This window comes from Sporolactobacillus sp. PKPK-6 (assembly GCF_056678885.1).
The window spans coordinates 1,129,644-1,143,754 of record NZ_JBWXPA010000001.1 but is presented as its reverse complement, the minus strand read 5'-3'; the positions used below and the strand labels follow the sequence as shown (position 1 = coordinate 1,143,754).

The window sequence follows — 14,111 nt, the reverse complement described above, 5'->3', positions numbered from 1 at the left end:
CAAAATAATCGTCTTTCCTGATTGATCCTTTCATTTTATGATGAGGAGGCGAGAAAAACAAGTGTTGAAAGAAGGATGAACATGAAAACGATTCGTTTGCCACAAGCGATTGCATTATATATAGGTGCTGTTCTTGGCGCAGGAATTCTTCTTGTACCAGGGCTTGCTGCTCAAGTTGCAGGTCCGGCATCATTGATTGATTGGGGATTACTCATGATTTTGGTTCTCCCGCTGGCTCTTTGCATGGCCTATTTATCCCAAAAATATCCACATTCCGGTGGTGTTTCTTATTTTGTTACGGAGGCTTTCGGTCATCGTACGGGACAGGTGATTGGCTGGTTTTTCCTAATGTCGGTTCCAATCGGGGCACCGGTGACCGCGATCACAGGAGCTGCTTATTTAAGTACGGCGTTAAGACTTCCTGATTCGATAACCATTGCCTTAGCCGGTTTGGTTTTACTTTTGGCTGTACTGATCAACTATCGGGGAATGCAAATTGCGGGAAAAGTGCAGGTCGCGGTCATTGCCATGATCCTCATCATTTTGACGGCTACCTTGGCGGGGGCATTGCCGCATGTACGGGTGAGCCATTTTCAACCATTCATGCCAAACGGTCCATGGAGTATTGGATATGCATCAACGCTGCTTTTTTGGTGTTTTATTGGCTGGGAAGCAATCACCAATTATTCAACGGAGTTCGTGAATCCGGAAAAAGATGTGCATCGCGCGACGATCATATCCGCACTCATCTTAGGCATCCTTTATTTCATGACCGCATTTGTTATTGTTGGTACAGGAAGTTATCATGTGCAAGGACAGGCAGCCTTGGTTATTGTTTCGGAGCAAGTGTTTGGGCGAGGCGGTGCGATTATTATTGGGGCGGCAGCTTTGTTGATCTGCCTGGCGACGGTCATCGCCTATATCGGTTCTGCAGCGCGAATGGCCTGTGCTATGGCAAAGGAAGGGGCTGCGCCGCGATGGCTCAATAAGCAGTCGGAAAAATATCAGACCCCGACCGGCGGACTTCTCTTTTTAGCAGCCTGCTTTCTCATTGTCATGACCGCTTATTCCAGTGGCCTGATTTCACTGACAAAATTGATTCAATTGCCCAACGCGACTTTTCTGCTTAATTACATGGGCGGGTGCGCGGCAGGATTAATTCTTTTCAGAAAGGAGAAGAAAAAATTTCTCATCAGCCTCGTTGCGTTGCTTGCCACGCTTTTCATGTTCTTTTTTGTTGGATCTGCTATTCTTTATCCACTCATTATTTGTGTGTTCATAGCGGGACAAAGGATGGTTCGCGTGCTAAGAAAAAAACGTTATGAATGATGCTTGCCATTCAGACGCGTGATTTCCAATAATGAAAAAGAATCCTTAGGATCATATGATCTCGGATTCTCATTTTTTGCATATGCGATTATTTTACTGCTTGAATGGTTGATGAGACGATATACTTTTCAATGCCAACCCCTGGAAGCCATTCTTTAATGAATGATTTTGATTCATCCTTGGGCTTAATTTCAATTTGTGCGAAGCCGCTTTGCTCGAGCATGTGCTGTAGATCATTAATGGAAGAAGCGCCGGAAACACATCCGGAATAAGATACATCCAAATCGTTTTTAATTTTTTCCGGCAGCTCGGCGGTCAGAACAACGTCGGAAATGGCCAACCGGCCGCCTTTCTTCAGGACGCGGTACGCTTCTTTGAACACTTGCGGCTTGTCGGGGGAGAGGTTGATGACGCAATTGGACAGAATCACATCTATGGATTGATCGGCGACCGGTAAATGCTCGATTTCGCCTAAACGAAAATCAACGTTTGAAAAGGATCCTTTTTCCGCGTTTGCTCTTGCTCGGCTAATCATTTCCGGCGTCATATCCACGCCGATGACCGTTCCATTGTCGCCGACTTGCCGGGCGGCAAGAAAGCAGTCGAATCCGCCGCCGCTGCCTAAATCCAGTACGCATTCGCCGGGTTTCAGTGACGCGATTGCTTGAGGATTGCCGCAGCCTAATCCAAGATTCGCGCCATCAGGTACAGCGTTTAATTCATCTGTTGAATAGCCGAGCTGCTCGGAAACATCATTTTTGTTTTCTTGTGTCGCGCAGCAGCCGACATCAGGGGAAGAGCATCCGCAAGATGATGCCGACACGTCTTGCAGAGCGATTTGTTTGTAACGGTTGCGGACATTTTGTCTAATTTGATCTTTTGATAGTGCCATGAAAACCATTCCTTTTTATTGGATTATTTTTCTTCTTCAGCGAATGCTTTTATTTTATTTGCAATGCCGTCTCGAACGTTTTGGAAGACGCTCCAGATTTCTTCAGGAGTTCCCTGCGCTTTGGCCGGGTCGTCAAATCCCCAATGTTCTCTTCTTACCTGCGGCGGAGTCATCGGGCATCGATCCTCCGCATCGCCGCATAGTGTGACGACAAGGTATGCGCGGTTGAGCAGATCGGGATCAATAAGCTTGGATTCATGGTTGGAAATATCGACGCCGACTTCTTTCATGACGGCAACTGCGTTTAGATTTAAGCCGTGTGCTTCGATTCCTGCCGATCGAACCTCGTAATCATCACTTAAATACTTTTTTCCGAATCCTTCAGCCATTTGGCTGCGGCAGGAGTTGCCGGTGCAGAGAAAATAAATCAACTTCTTTTCCATTTCGTGAACCACCTTTTTACGCCTTATCCTGGCGATTGAATGGATTTCTAAGTCGCAGAGCAACGTTGACGAGTGCAATCATGACCGGAACTTCAACGAGTGGGCCAATAACTGCAGCAAATGCCTCGCCCGATTGAATGCCGAAGATTCCGACGCTTGTGGCAATGGCAAGTTCAAAATTATTGCTCGCTGCGGTAAAGCTAAGCGCGGATGTTTTTCCGTAATCAGCACCCGCTTTTCTCGCCAAAAAGAACGAGATGAAGAACATGATCACAAAGTAGATCAGCAGTGGTACGGCGATTCTAATGACGTCAAGAGGCAGCTGGATGATCATGTCGCCTTTGATTGAGAACATAATGATGATTGTGAAAAGCAAAGCAATCAGAGCAAGCGGACTGATCCGCGGACAAAAAACAGCTTCATACCATGCCTTTCCTTTTATCTTGACGAAAATAAGCCGAGTCAGCATGCCGGCAAGGAAAGGAATACCTAGATAAATCAACACACTCTGCGCAATATCCAGCATAGTGATCGGGATGCGAAGGCTGTCTAATCCCAACCATCCCGGTAATAAAGTAACAAAAAAATAGGCAAATACAGAGTAGAACAGAATTTGAAAAATAGAATTAAATGCGACCAATCCGGCAGTGTATTCACGATTTCCTTGAGCAAGATCATTCCAGACAATGACCATGGCAATGCATCTCGCAAGACCGATCATAATCAACCCGGTCATATAGGCCGGATAGCCATGGAGAAAGATGACTGCCAAAAGAAACATGAGAACAGGACCGATCAGCCAGTTCTGCACCAAAGACAAGATCAAGATTTTTACATCTTTAAAGACCATCCCCAATTCTTCATAACGAACTTTTGCCAAAGGCGGGTAAAGCATCACAATTAAACCGATAGCGATCGGAATGGATGTTGTTCCGACTTGCAAACGATTTAACGTACGTACAAATGATGGAATCAAATAACTGAGCAAGACTCCCAAAATCATTGCCGAAAAGATCCATACGGTTAAGTAGCGATCAAGAAAGGACAGCTTTTTCATTTTAATGGCTCCAATGGAATGCTCATGCCGGCTTTTTGACAATCGCATGTTTTTGCCTTCAGCGACGGCAGTGCCTGGATAATCTCTGATACATAGCTTGGGAGCTGGTCATTAAGACGGTAATAGACCCAAGTTCCCTGCTTGCGCTCGTTGATTAAACCGGCCGCACGCATTTTCTTCAAATGCTGACTGATTGCCGGTTGCGATAAATCAAATAAATCGACAAACTCGCAGACACATCGTTCACCATTTTTTAAGAAGGCGAGCATTTTCAACCGAGTCTTATCACCGACGATCTTAAGCAAATCGGACATGGATTCAATCTCTTTTTCATTATTCATATATTTATCCTCACTTATATAATAATATAATTATATTAGTATTAACTTATATTTAAGTCAAATTAAAGCACTCAACGAAAGTAATCAGAGCCGTCACGGAGTGTAGGATGTCAATTTTTTATGAATAGTAAATTCAAATCGGCTTTTTGCTCCTCGATTTGATCGCTTACTTTTATTGACATAGAATAGATTATCTTATATAGTTAGCTACATAAGTAATTAACCGATTGGGTGGTGAACCGATGCGTGAACCAATGAATGATGGTCGGCCTATTTTTGTACAGATTGCTGAACACATTGAAAACGAAATTCTTGAGGGATCACTTGAGGAATTAGGCCAAGTCCCTTCAACCAATCAATTTGCTACTTTCTACAAAATTAATCCGGCAACAGCAGCAAAAGGAGTGAATCTGCTCGTGAATGAAGGCATTCTTTATAAAAAAAGAGGGATCGGCATGTTTGTTGCCGAGCATGCGCGTGAAAAATTGATCGAGAAACGCAAAAAAACCTTTTTCAATGACTATGTGGCTGCCATGCTTCACGAAGCAGAAAAACTGCAGATAGAAAAAGAAACATTAATTCAGATGATTGAAGACGGACAAAAGTGATTGAAGCAAAGGAGGATATTATGACAACTGAAATTAAAGCCGATCATGTGTCGCTGCGGTTAGGAAATCACAATGTTTTATCGGACATCTCATTTCAATTAAAGGGAGATAAAATATACGGCTTGCTTGGAAGAAATGGAGCAGGCAAGACATCGTTGTTGTCACTGCTCGCCTCTTTTCGTGAACCAACGGAGGGAACGATTCGAATTAACGATGAGATGCCCTTTGAGAATGATCGAGTGATGAATCAAGTTAATTTTGTCTATGCAAAAGATCAGAGTAATGAGACGGAAACAGTAAAAGGAATGCTCGAATTTGCCGAACGCTATCGTCCGAATTGGAATGCCGAGTATGCATTAAAGCTTGTGAAGCGATTTAAATTGCCATTGGATCAAAAGGTCGACGCGTTGTCCAAAGGAAAACAGTCGGCACTGGATGTGGTGATTGGTCTTGCTTCGCGTACATCGGTCACGATTTTCGATGAGGCATACTTAGGCATGGATGCTCCGGCGCGGTCAGTATTTTATGAAGAACTGATCAAGGATTATGCTGAACACCCACGTTGCATGATTTTGTCGACGCATTTGATTTCTGAAGTAGCCTCTCTCATAGAAGAAGTGATGATTATTGATTGTGGCAAACTGCTCCTCCATGAATCGGTCGACACGCTCATGAGCCATGGACTTAGTGTTACAGGACCGGCTGAAAAGGTGGACCAATTGACAAGTGGTCTTCACCTATTGAAACAGCAACAATTGGGGAGAACGAAATCGGTGATGATTTATGGGCAGCTAGAGAGCGGACGACGAGCAGAATTTGAGTCAGCAGGATTTGAGCTTGGTCCGATCGGATTGCAGGAATTGTTTATTTATTTAACGGAACATGAGGGGGATGAAGAATGAGCGGATTCATGAATCACGTCACTCGAAAAGTCGCTGTGGATATTTTTTGGAGGCTATCGACTTGGATGGCTTGGTGTCTTCCTTTTTATATCGGTTTTTTTATTATCGAGCATTTTGTGCCGCAAATTCAGATTGACCTTAACTTTTTTGACGGCACAATACAGTCGGCAAAAGTTTACATGCTTGTTGTGGGAATCATCCTTGCACTTTCGGTGCCCGGCGCGTACATCAGAAATGGGGTAACTAGGAAAAATATGTTCAACGGCGTGTTTATCGGCATGTCTTGCACGGTAGGTGTTCTGTCACTAGTAGTACAGATTCTTTATGGTCTTTCATTATGGATCTTCGGCAATGAATTTGGGCAATCTAATGGTTTATCACAGATTTATCATAATCAGTTTCTATCTCTGTTTCTTATCTTTTTCTTGCTTTGCGTGATCTACTTTGCGATCGGATGGTTGATCGGCCTGGCATTTTCACGGTACGGCTTTTTGTCAGGTATGTTTTCCATTGCCTTATCAATCGTTCTGGTCGGTTTGTCCGAATATTTTTGGAATTCCTATATGAAGCTTCCTTGGCGGTTGGATTTACTTATGAGCTGGCTACCTGATACACAGATTTTATTTGTTACAGGGTTTGTCGGCAGTGCAGTGATTCTTGCCCTGCTCATTGCTTTGCTCCATATGATGATTAGACGCATGCCAATCAAGCCCTAACAAAGCAAATCATAGGACTTACAATCTCAATATAAGTGAGGTGTATGTTATGGATCTCATATACAAAAATTTTCTTCAACCAACACCCCAACACTACCAGTTGCTTCTCGATGCTGATCCATCAAAGAAGCTCATTGACGCTTATTTACCGCAAAGCATCTGTATTGAAGCATATACGCAAAGAGAAATGGCAGGTGTTGTCATTTTGTTGCCGACAAGACCAGAAACCATTGAAATCGTTAATATTGCGGTAGTGCCTGAACAACGTAATAAAGGGATCGGACAGGCACTGATTGAACATTCGATTCAATGTGCCAAGGAGCGACATTATCAAATTATTGAGATTGGAACGGGAAGTACAAGTTTTGGTCAGCTTTATTTATACCAGAAATGCGGGTTTCGGATGGTTTCCATTGATACCGATTTCTTTGTTAAGCATTATAGCGAGCCAATTATTGAAAACAAACTAATTCTAAAGGATATGGTTCGTTTGCGGTTAAATTTATAAAACAAGTTCTTGTGGCTATGTTTGGAAATCGTCCTCTATATAATAGACTTAAAATAAGTTTTCCTATAATGATTGATTTATAGAGAGAATGGTTCGCATCGCGTCAATTTTATATAGTGCTTTGTTTCAGAGGAGGAAAACAACCGTGAACACTAACGATGTGCGTTTAATTAATAGAGGGATTCAAATTGAAAGCTTTTCTATTGCATGGATGGCGGTCGAATTCATGATTGCATTATGGTCAGGCATGATGGCACACTCTTTGCTGCTGGTTGCTTTGGGACTAGACAGTCTGATTGAATTAATCTCCGGAGCGTTTCTGCTCTGGCGGCTGCAGACGGAAAAGAATCAATCCGGCGAGGAAAAAGTTGCTCATGCGGAGCGGATCTCTTCGTATGTGGTTGGCGCCGCCTTAATGCTGCTCGCACTCTACGTTGTCCTGTCGTCCATTTATCGATTGGTCACGCGACAGACTGCGGAAACGAGTGTGCTAGGAATTGCTCTGGTTATCGGCTCGTGCGCGCTGATGCCGGTGCTGATGATTGCCAAAAAGCGGATCGGTCATGCCATTGGCAGTGATGCCTTGATTGAAGACGGCATGTGCAATCTGGTCTGCGCTTATATGGCGTTTACCGTTTTGATTGGTGCGAGATTTACCGCACTATTCAATTGGTGGTGGGCCGATTCCGTTGCGGCATTGATTCTCGTTTTTTTCATTGTCAGTGAAGGATGGGAAGCCCTCCATCCCGATGAGGAGTGAGCTCATGTGAGAAACCGCGGATCGGTGGTCATTGCGTAATAGCGGAAAAAATTTATTCTTTTGTAGAAAAAGAGGATGAGTGTTTGTGAGAAAAGAAGAAATGATCCGTTTTGTCCGAAGCGCTGTGCCGAAGCTGCCCATTGCTACGAGTGAAGTAAAGACGAACGGTTGGGACAATGACATTTTGATCATAAACAAACAGCAGGTTTTCCGCTTCCCGAAAACAGATCAGATTACTGACCAAATTAAGAATGAATGCGAGCTTTTAGAGCAACTTGCACGAAAGAATCCTGTTCTGCAAATCCCACGATACAAAATGATTTATGAAGGAGAGGTGCTCAAAGCGGTCACCTATCCTTTTTTGAGTGGAGAAGCCTTAAATGAGCACTCTTTTGATGTAAGGAAGAACCCGGAAAATGCTCAATTACTAGGCGATTTTCTCACGAAGCTGCATCAAATGGCGAATGAGCTTGTAAAAATATTTGGACCGGCATTAGCTGTTTTCGTGCTGGCTTTATTGCCAAATGATCTAAAAGCTATTGGTTTTCTTATTGATGCACTGACATACATCGCTGCAGCTCTAATCCTCATAAAATTAGTGAGACATAATCAGGCAAGCTCTCTCCGCTAAAAGATGCCGTAATGTTTAATCTGCTCGTTATTTTTCTGCTTATCTTATTTGGCGTTGCAGGTGCTGATGTGATGTTAACAGCCCATGTGAATGATATTGGACTTAACACATACACTGTCGGTTATGTCGTTGGTGCACTAAGCTTCGGAATATTAGTGACGTCAATGGTTGCGGCCAAATGGGTGATTCATTGGCCTTTGCAAATTCAATTGGGTGTATCCGGTTTTGCGCTTGGACTTAGCTACAGTATCATCGGTTTCGGAGCTAACCTTATAACACTGATACTTGCAGCATTCATGACAGGAGCATGTAACGCTATTTTTAATATGTCTTCATCAACCTTTTGGCAGAAACAAATCCCTTATACTCAATTAGCTCGCTTCTTTGGATTAGTCGGAAGCTTGGCATCGGCAGTGACACTAATCGGTATGGGGGTTAACGGTTTATTGAGTGAATGGATCACAGCAGGATTAACCATTATGCTGTGCGGCTTACTGATCGCACTAGCGGGATTATTATTGATTGTCAATCTATCATTAACCCGTAAATATAAGAAGCAGGTGATACAGGAAAATGAGGTGCAGTAAACGGATGGATTTATGTAATAAAGAAGATGATTATCCAATTAATAGCTGCCAAATTATGCTAGAATAAGATCATGATAAGAACGGCTAAAGAGCGGCGCACACCTTTTGTTTCTGTGTTCCTTGTCTGTGTAGACGACGGAGACGGAGGAGGTGCGATTCTTTTTCATGAGTACGATTATGGCTGTCATTGGCATTCTGAGCTTGCTCTTTATAGGTGGCTCATTCTTGCTAAACCTGCTTGATCATATCTCTAAGGAAAAGAAATAATCCGCTCTGAGCCGACCAGCCGGTAACGGATTATCCTTGAGATATGAAGTTAAAAGGTGATGCGTTGCTCTTAAAGCAACTTCTTATCTAAAGCAGCGTTGATGTTCCAGCATCAATGTTGCCTTTTTCATTATACGTAAATTAGATAGATTTTATGCTTTCATGAAATCCACTATCATACTTTTATAATAATTACACCAGTGACTTTAGTCAATGGGAAGAGCCAGTTAAAGAGAAAGGACAAGGGGGAATTCGCATGACGATCAAAGTTCAAATGTGGGGAAACAGTCTTGCCGTCCGTTTGCCTGGGTCCATCGCAGAATCTGCGGGTATTGAAAAAGGGACTGAACTTGAATTTTTAATTAAGGGTAAAGACATTATTCTAAAATCATTAAAATCCGCTCCGTCTCTTGATCAACTGCTTTCCAGAATCACACCTGAAAATCGTCATGAAGAAATAGATCTTGGTTAAGTAGGAAATGAATTGTTGTAATGACGTATGTTCCTGAACATGGTGATCTTTTTTTTTAACTTCACCTTTCAGAAGGAGCAGTCAAAATATATATAAGGTATAAATTTTCTAAAGAGATGCAATTAAGAGAAAGCTGGTATTCAAAATAACAATAAGGAGAAGATCTGAGAAAATGGATCTTTTATCATTTTGGGGTTCGCCCCCCTTTTTATATATTTGTGGAATAATAATTATCATTTGGCTGGTATCATTTATTAAAAAGATGATATCCATTTTTAAAAGCAAAGATTGATTATACTTTGAAAAAATTGTAATGAAGCGTCAGAGTTGAAAAGAAGGCATCTAAACTAGTAACGAACGGGACAAAAGTTGTAACAAAGCCTCTCAAAATTGTAACAAAAAATCGGAATCGTATTGTTCAACACAAAAAAGTTGAATCGTATGCTCTTGCATCTTGAATTTGAACTGTCTATACTAATCCTATTGATAAATTATGCGATGATGAGAAGAAGTAAGCAGCCGGATTCTCCGCAGAGAGCTTCGTAACTGGTGAGAGAAGCAGAATCCCAAGCTGAAAAATGGCCTCTGAGCATCCATACCGATCCGCGGCATTTGCGGTTAGGCTATGGTCGGGCGGAAACCCGGTTAACAAAACCCGAGTATCGAGCAGACGCTCCGTACTCGCCTGAGATCAGTGATGCGAATGGCTGATAAATTAAGGTGGTACCGCGTGGACACAAGTCCTCGTCCTTATACATGATGAATGTATGAGGTCGGGGGCTTTTTTGTTTTTCTTAAAAAAGGAGTGAGGAAATATGGCAGTATTAATCGCAGGCGCATGGCCCTACGCAAATGGAGATCTTCATCTTGGACATTTATCAAGCTTAATCCCAGGGGATTGTTTGGCACGTTATTTCAGGCAGAAGGGTGAAAAGGTACTCTATGTTTCAGGAAGTGACTGCAACGGTACACCGATCACGATTCGCGCGAAACAGGAAGGTGTCTCGCCAACAACGATTGCGGATCGTTATCATGATTCATTTCAGCGATGTTTTCAGCAACTTGGGTTCACTTATGACTGTTACACGCGCACAGACACACCGATTCATCACAAGGTTGTTCAGGATATTTTTAAAACACTTTATGACAATGGGTATATCTATCATAAGAAGACAAAGCAGATGTACTGTACGCATTGTGCGCAGTTTTTGCCGGACCGCTATGTTGAAGGAACCTGTCCGCATTGCGGCGCACATGCAAGAGGTGATCAATGCGATGCGTGCTCGACCATTCTTGATCCAGTCGACCTTGAAGAGCCAACATGCAAACTTTGCGGTCACACACCGGAACTTCGTGAGGTTGAGCATCTCTATTTTGCACTGAGTAAGTTTGGTATGTCAACACTAAATCAAACAAATTTTTAAAGGTGCTGTAACTTGTATTCAATCGGTGTTAGATAGTCTAGTGAGCCATGGATACGTAGATTATTGAACCAATGGACATAATCAAACAATTCAAGATCAAGTACGTGTTGGTTAGGGAAAACACGCCCGCTAACAAACTCTGTTTTGATCGTTTTAAATGTCGCTTCCGCAACGGCATTATCATAAGGCGTGCCTTTGTGACTTAAGGATCGATTAATTTGAAACGTTTCCAATGCATCATCAATGAGCTTATTTTTAAACTCATTCCCTCGATCCGTATGGAATAATTCGAGGCGATTTAAGTCGCTTTTGACGGTGGAGAAGGCACGATAGACGAGTTGAGCGTCTTTATTGGGTCCTGAGCTGTAGCCGATAATTTCGCGATTATACAAATCAACGAGTACACAGATATAATGCCATTTTTGCTGCACCCGAACATAGGTCAAGTCACTGACAACCACTTTCAGTTCTTCCTCCTGGCGGAATTGACGATTCAACGTATTTCCAATAGGAGACTCGTTACAGCTCGCCTTATGCGGCTTAAACTGAGCGATGGTATATTTTGAAACCAGGCCTTGTTGGCGCATGATTCGTCCGATTCGTCGTCTTGAAACCTGTTTTCCTTGCTTCCCCAGTTCTTTTTTGATTTTTCGCTGTCCGTAGATCGATCGGCTTGCTTTAAAAATTTGAACTACTTGGCGTGTCAATTCCTGCTCAGCCTGTTGGTTCTCACGAACTTTAGCTTCGTAATAGTAGGTACTGCGAGAAAGTTGTAGGACGTCGCACATTGCTGATACCGAGTATTTGTGACGGTTTTGACGAATCACATCTACTTTCGTCCCATGATCAGCGCGGCTTGTTTTAAAATATCATTCTCCATTCTTAGTTGTTGATTTTCTTTTCTTAGATGAATGAGTTCTTCTTGTTCCGGTGTGCGATTATCTTTCTCTTTGAAGGAACCGCTTGTCTTATGTTGACGAATCCATTTATCAAAGGCCGAAGACGTGAGATCGTATTCTTTGATGATTTCATGTCTCGGTTTTCCTGAAGCATGTAAACTGACAATCTGTTCTTTAAACTCTTTTGAGAAGCTTCTCCGTTCCCGTTTCATTTTTCCGGTCCCCCTTGGTATCGTTGAACCAAGTGTACATGACCTTAACTCATCCGTCCAATTAAGTGTAACCTATCCAGTTTCAACCGGAATTGGAGCAGCTGTATGAACGGGCAAAGAAGAATAACGATTGGCGGGAGAACGCGCTGAATCTGACACAACGCTATTTAGACGAAGGCTTGCAGGATCGAGCTGTCACTCGCGATTTGCCGATCGGCGTCACAGTACCGATCAAAGGCTTTGAGGATAAAAAAGTGTATGTCTGGATTGAAGCGGTGTCCGGCTATTACTCGGCAAGCGTTCGCTGGGGAGAAGAACATCACCAGGATATCGCTGAATTTTGGAATGAACAAACGGTTTCCTACTACGTCCAAGGGAAAGACAACGTACCGTTTCACACGATTATTTGGCCGGCCATTCTACTCGGCATCGGCAAGAAAGCATTGCCGACGCATCTTGTTTCTAATGAATATGTGACGCTTGAGCGCAAGAAGCTGTCCACAAGTCGCAACTGGGCGGTATGGGCACCGGACATTCTTGAACGCTATGATCCGGACAGTATCCGCTACTTTTTGTTGATCAATGCTCCCGAAACGCATGACGCCGATTTTTCCTGGAAGACGTTTATCGAGAGCCACAACGGCGAATTGCTTGGTGCGTATGGAAATTTTGTCAATCGTACGCTCAAGTTCATTGAAAAGCTGCCTGATTTTAACGTGGATGAAAACCAGGTTGATCCGCAGATTTTGCAAGAAACGGATGCGCTTTACGAAAAGGTTGGCGGACTGATCGAATCCGCCCATTTGAAAGCAGCACTTAGTGAAATTTTCTCGTGGATTCGCAGCTTGAATAAGTATTTTGATGAACGAAAACCGTGGCAGACGGTTAAATCTGATCAAGCATCGGCCTATGCAACCTTAAATACGTGTTTGTTTAGCATCGCTAATTTGGCGCAGCTTCTGGCACCATTTCTGCCGTTTTCAAGCCGAAAATTGGCTGAGGCACTCCATCTCGGACCATTTAAGTGGGAGACCATTCATTGCCCGGAAAAATTGCCGGAGGACCTTGATCCACTGTTCGACCGCATCGATCCGGAGCAAGTTCAAATTGAGCATGAACGCTTAGCAAAGAATGCGAACGTTGAATGAGTATGTTAATAAACAAAAGCAAACCCGCACTTTTTTCAGGTGCGGGTTTGCTGATGCCTTGATCTTAAATCTTTTTTGACGCGATTAATAATTCATGCTCTTGAATTTTGCGCTTAAGCAGAGGGTCATCTGCGATGAGCAGCATAAAAATTGCTTCGATTGCTGTGACTGCAGACACTCTCGAAAAGAAATACTCGGACATAAAAATCGTACCTCTGCTGGCTGTAACCACATTATGATCGGACAGCGCGGCGATGGGGGAACTCTCATTATTCGTGAGCGTTATAATCGTTACTCTGTTCTTTTTAGCAACCTCCATTAATTGAAGCAGCTGCCTTGATTCTCCCGAGTTGGAAATGATAATAAGCACATCTGAATCGTTTAAGTTTAACGTCTGTCCCATGGCAACTTCCCAAGAACTCGATGTAAAGGCTAACCGACCGATTTGATTAAACTTAAAGCAAGCATCGAGTGCGACAGGAAACGTATTGCCTTCCGCCATGATTTGAATTAACCGGGCATCTTTAATGACGTTCATTGTATTTTTGATGAGTGCTTTGTCAAAACCCTCTAAGGTTGCTTGAATTTCCTCTTCCTTGTCACTCATTAATTTATCTAAAATTTTATCGTGACTGGTTAAGGAGGTACTACTTGACGACTCAGCATTAATTAATGAACTCTGTGCCAATATTACCTTTAGATGATGAAATCCATTCAAATCGATTCGTTTACAGAAACGCGAGACAGATGCTTCACTAATACCGGCTCGGTTTGCCAGCTGTGAAATGGTTGCATTGATCACAAACTGGGCATCGCTGATAATTAAATCAACAATCTTCTTTTCCGATTTAGAATAATTGCCTAAATTTGAGTAGATTCTGTTTACGAATTCCTTATTAGTCGCTTCCATGTTAC

General features: G+C 42.9%; 16 protein-coding genes and 1 pseudogene. 11 read left to right on the top strand and 6 right to left on the bottom strand.

The annotated features are described in order from the left end of the window. Window positions 1–75 precede the first annotated feature (75 nt). Window positions 76–1,329 carry an APC family permease gene (locus AC1MBV_RS05505; protein WP_480947772.1) on the top strand — a complete coding sequence of 418 codons (1,254 nt, stop codon included), beginning with the start codon at window positions 76–78 and terminating at the stop codon, window positions 1,327–1,329. An 88-nt stretch (window positions 1,330–1,417) separates the two neighbouring features. On the opposite strand, the gene AC1MBV_RS05500 is transcribed toward AC1MBV_RS05505, so the two are convergent. The 4 genes from AC1MBV_RS05500 to AC1MBV_RS05485 are packed head-to-tail and all read right to left on the bottom strand — an operon-like array spanning window position 1,418 to window position 4,062. Further along, window positions 1,418–2,221, bottom strand: a complete 804-nt coding sequence (locus AC1MBV_RS05500; protein ID WP_255749543.1) for an arsenite methyltransferase — start codon at window positions 2,219–2,221, stop codon at window positions 1,418–1,420. Window positions 2,222–2,244: 23 nt separating this feature from the next. Beyond that, window positions 2,245–2,664 carry an arsenate reductase (thioredoxin) gene (arsC, locus tag AC1MBV_RS05495; protein ID WP_255749544.1) on the bottom strand — a complete coding sequence of 140 codons (420 nt, stop codon included), beginning with the start codon at window positions 2,662–2,664 and terminating at the stop codon, window positions 2,245–2,247. A gap of 16 nt (window positions 2,665–2,680) precedes the next feature. Further along, a complete protein-coding gene (gene arsB / locus AC1MBV_RS05490) occupies window positions 2,681–3,721 on the bottom strand; it encodes an ACR3 family arsenite efflux transporter (RefSeq protein ID WP_255749545.1) in 1,041 nt (346 codons plus the stop codon). Continuing rightward, a complete protein-coding gene (locus tag AC1MBV_RS05485; RefSeq protein ID WP_480947771.1) occupies window positions 3,718–4,062 on the bottom strand; it encodes an ArsR/SmtB family transcription factor in 345 nt (114 codons plus the stop codon). Before AC1MBV_RS05485 ends, arsB begins: the two co-directional genes overlap by 4 nt. A 242-nt stretch (window positions 4,063–4,304) precedes the next feature. Between AC1MBV_RS05485 and AC1MBV_RS05480 the strand changes: the two genes are divergently transcribed. The 9 genes and pseudogenes from AC1MBV_RS05480 to AC1MBV_RS05440 all read left to right on the top strand — a co-directional run. Next, window positions 4,305–4,670 (top strand): GntR family transcriptional regulator, encoded by a 366-nt coding sequence (locus tag AC1MBV_RS05480; protein WP_255749547.1) that lies wholly within the window; start codon window positions 4,305–4,307, stop codon window positions 4,668–4,670. Window positions 4,671–4,690: 20 nt separating this feature from the next. Then, window positions 4,691–5,572, top strand: a complete 882-nt coding sequence (locus AC1MBV_RS05475) for an ATP-binding cassette domain-containing protein (protein WP_255749548.1) — start codon at window positions 4,691–4,693, stop codon at window positions 5,570–5,572. Further along, on the top strand, window positions 5,569–6,288 hold the full coding sequence (locus AC1MBV_RS05470; RefSeq protein ID WP_255749549.1) for a hypothetical protein: 720 nt from the start codon (window positions 5,569–5,571) through the stop codon (window positions 6,286–6,288). The genes AC1MBV_RS05475 and AC1MBV_RS05470 overlap by 4 nt, the downstream gene beginning before the upstream one ends. A gap of 49 nt (window positions 6,289–6,337) precedes the next feature. Continuing rightward, entirely contained in the window at window positions 6,338–6,796 is a 459-nt protein-coding gene (locus AC1MBV_RS05465; RefSeq protein WP_255749550.1) for a GNAT family N-acetyltransferase, read from the top strand. A 145-nt stretch (window positions 6,797–6,941) separates the two neighbouring features. Then, a complete protein-coding gene (locus AC1MBV_RS05460) occupies window positions 6,942–7,556 on the top strand; it encodes a cation efflux transmembrane domain-containing protein (protein WP_480947770.1) in 615 nt (204 codons plus the stop codon). Window positions 7,557–7,641: 85 nt separating this feature from the next. Next, window positions 7,642–8,187, top strand: a complete 546-nt coding sequence (locus tag AC1MBV_RS05455) for a protein kinase family protein (protein ID WP_480947769.1) — start codon at window positions 7,642–7,644, stop codon at window positions 8,185–8,187. An 11-nt stretch (window positions 8,188–8,198) separates the two neighbouring features. Beyond that, a complete protein-coding gene (locus tag AC1MBV_RS05450) occupies window positions 8,199–8,774 on the top strand; it encodes an MFS transporter (protein ID WP_480947768.1) in 576 nt (191 codons plus the stop codon). Window positions 8,775–9,297: 523 nt separating this feature from the next. Continuing rightward, window positions 9,298–9,513, top strand: coding sequence for an AbrB/MazE/SpoVT family DNA-binding domain-containing protein (locus tag AC1MBV_RS05445; protein WP_480947767.1), 216 nt, complete (start codon window positions 9,298–9,300; stop codon window positions 9,511–9,513). 815 nt (window positions 9,514–10,328) lie between these two features. After that, window positions 10,329–10,904: pseudogene (locus AC1MBV_RS05440) on the top strand (methionine--tRNA ligase); the annotation flags it as partial. A 29-nt stretch (window positions 10,905–10,933) separates the two neighbouring features. Here AC1MBV_RS05440 and AC1MBV_RS05435 read toward each other — a convergent pair. After that, a protein-coding gene (locus tag AC1MBV_RS05435) for an IS3 family transposase (protein ID WP_480947766.1) occupies window positions 10,934–12,048 on the bottom strand; the annotation gives its coding sequence in 2 pieces (ribosomal slippage) (window positions 10,934–11,796 and window positions 11,796–12,048; 1,116 coding nt in all). A gap of 74 nt (window positions 12,049–12,122) precedes the next feature. Here AC1MBV_RS05435 and AC1MBV_RS05430 point away from each other — a divergent pair. Then, window positions 12,123–13,196 carry a methionine--tRNA ligase gene (locus tag AC1MBV_RS05430; protein WP_480948265.1) on the top strand — a complete coding sequence of 358 codons (1,074 nt, stop codon included), beginning with the start codon at window positions 12,123–12,125 and terminating at the stop codon, window positions 13,194–13,196. A gap of 64 nt (window positions 13,197–13,260) precedes the next feature. Here the strand turns inward: AC1MBV_RS05430 and AC1MBV_RS05425 are convergent, their stop codons facing one another. Next, a complete protein-coding gene (locus AC1MBV_RS05425) occupies window positions 13,261–14,106 on the bottom strand; it encodes a MurR/RpiR family transcriptional regulator (protein WP_480947765.1) in 846 nt (281 codons plus the stop codon). Between the last annotated feature and the right edge of the window lie 5 nt (window positions 14,107–14,111).

What these genes read in the sequence shown, in the direction of transcription:
- AC1MBV_RS05505 (WP_480947772.1), top strand. Translation starts at nt 76, where the DNA reads ATGAACATGAAAACGATTCGTTTGCCACAAGCGATTGCATTATATATA.
- AC1MBV_RS05500 (WP_255749543.1), bottom strand. Translation starts at nt 2,221, where the DNA reads ATGGCACTATCAAAAGATCAAATTAGACAAAATGTCCGCAACCGTTAC.
- arsC (WP_255749544.1), bottom strand. Translation starts at nt 2,664, where the DNA reads ATGGAAAAGAAGTTGATTTATTTTCTCTGCACCGGCAACTCCTGCCGC.
- arsB (WP_255749545.1), bottom strand. Translation starts at nt 3,721, where the DNA reads ATGAAAAAGCTGTCCTTTCTTGATCGCTACTTAACCGTATGGATCTTT.
- AC1MBV_RS05485 (WP_480947771.1), bottom strand. Translation starts at nt 4,062, where the DNA reads ATGAATAATGAAAAAGAGATTGAATCCATGTCCGATTTGCTTAAGATC.
- AC1MBV_RS05480 (WP_255749547.1), top strand. Translation starts at nt 4,305, where the DNA reads ATGCGTGAACCAATGAATGATGGTCGGCCTATTTTTGTACAGATTGCT.
- AC1MBV_RS05475 (WP_255749548.1), top strand. Translation starts at nt 4,691, where the DNA reads ATGACAACTGAAATTAAAGCCGATCATGTGTCGCTGCGGTTAGGAAAT.
- AC1MBV_RS05470 (WP_255749549.1), top strand. Translation starts at nt 5,569, where the DNA reads ATGAGCGGATTCATGAATCACGTCACTCGAAAAGTCGCTGTGGATATT.
- AC1MBV_RS05465 (WP_255749550.1), top strand. Translation starts at nt 6,338, where the DNA reads ATGGATCTCATATACAAAAATTTTCTTCAACCAACACCCCAACACTAC.
- AC1MBV_RS05450 (WP_480947768.1), top strand. Translation starts at nt 8,199, where the DNA reads ATGTTTAATCTGCTCGTTATTTTTCTGCTTATCTTATTTGGCGTTGCA.
- AC1MBV_RS05445 (WP_480947767.1), top strand. Translation starts at nt 9,298, where the DNA reads ATGACGATCAAAGTTCAAATGTGGGGAAACAGTCTTGCCGTCCGTTTG.
- AC1MBV_RS05425 (WP_480947765.1), bottom strand. Translation starts at nt 14,106, where the DNA reads ATGGAAGCGACTAATAAGGAATTCGTAAACAGAATCTACTCAAATTTA.